The following is a 1,501-nucleotide window of genomic DNA, read 5'->3' as shown; positions in this document are numbered from 1 at the left end:
CATGGCCGCGAGGATGCACATCGGCACGATCAGCACGACCGCCAGCGGCAGGGTGAAGGCCTCGTACTGGGCCGCCAGCACCAGGAAGACGAACACCACCGCCATGATGAAGACCAGGGTGGCGCCGCCGGACGACGACTTCTCCTGCAGCGCCAGACCGGTCCATTCGTAGGAGAAGCCGGGGGGCAGGGTGGCCTGCGCCAACTGCTCCATCCGCTCGATGGCCTGACCCGAGGAGACGTTGGCGGCCGCCTGTCCCTGCAGCTCGGCGGCCGGGAACAGGTTGTAGCGCACGATCCGGGCGGGGCCGGAATCCTCGCGCAGGGTCGCGACCGAGCCGATTGGCACCATGGCCCCCGAGGCGGAGCGCGTCTTTAGGTTAGCGATGTCGGCGATGTCGTCGCGCGCCGCCGGCTCCGCCTGGGCCGTCACCCGGAAGGTGCGGCCGAGGAAGTTGAAGTCGTTGACGTAGGACGAACCCAGATAGACGCCCAGGGTGTTGAACACGTCGCCTGGCTGGACGCCCATCATCAGGGCGCGGTCGCGGTCGACGTCCGCGGCGATGCGCGGCGAGCCGGTGTTGTAGGTCGAGAACACCTGCTGCACCTGATCGGGCGCCTGGGCCGCCCCGCCCATCATGGCGAAGGTGGCGCCTTCCAGCGCGCGGTAGCCGGCGCCGGAACGGTCCTGCACCATCATCTGGAAGCCGTTGCCGTTGCCCAAGCCCTGAACCGCGGGCGGAGCGATGACGAAGATGTTGGCGTCCTCGACGCCCATGGTGGCGCCGGTGATGGCGCCCGCGAGCGCCGCGGCGGCCTGCTCGGCCGTCTTCCGCTCCTTGAAGGCGTCGAGACGGATGAAGATGGTCGCGGCGTTGGACCCGAAGGAGAAGCTGGAGCCGTCCAGGCCGGCGAAGGCGACCATGCCCTCGACGCCGTCGGTGCCCTTGATGATGTCCGACGCGCGGGTCATCACCGCCTCGGTGCGCTCCAGCGAGGCGCCGGGGGGCAGCTGGACCACGCCGATCAGGAAGCCCTGGTCCTGTTCGGGGATGAAGCCGGACGGGGTGTCCATCAGCCGCCAGCCGGTCAGGCCCAGCAGGCCGACGTAGACGATCAGGACGATGCCGACGGTGCGGACCAGCCGCGCGGTGATGCGGCCGTACTTGTCCGACAGCCAGTCGAAGCCCTCATTGAATTTCCGGCCGGCGAAGCCGCCGTAGTAGGCCGCCGAGCCCAGCAGGCCCGGCTTGCGACGGCTGTCGTGCTCCTTGTGCGGCTTCAGCAGCAGGGCGGCCATGGCCGGCGACAAGGTCAGCGACACCAGCAAGGACACCACCGAGGCCGTGGTGATGACGATAGCGAACTCGCGATAGAAGATGCCCGGAATGCCCGGCACGAACATGGTCGGCACGAACACCGAGACCAGCACCAGACCGATCGAGATCAGGGCGCCCGACACCTCCTGCATGGAGCGGTAGGCGGCCTCCTTGGGCGTCAGC

1 protein-coding gene is annotated in these 1,501 nt (G+C 68.8%); it reads right to left on the bottom strand.

The window, feature by feature from the left end:
* A partial coding sequence (locus VGB60_RS01115; protein WP_331036446.1) for an efflux RND transporter permease subunit occupies positions 1-1,501 on the bottom strand: 1,501 nt, incomplete at both ends.

The organism is Brevundimonas sp., assembly GCF_036399195.1.
Taxonomy (GTDB): Bacteria; Pseudomonadota; Alphaproteobacteria; order Caulobacterales; family Caulobacteraceae; genus Brevundimonas.
Note: the sequence above shows the minus strand (reverse complement) of the source record. Positions and strands in the feature narration are given on the sequence as shown.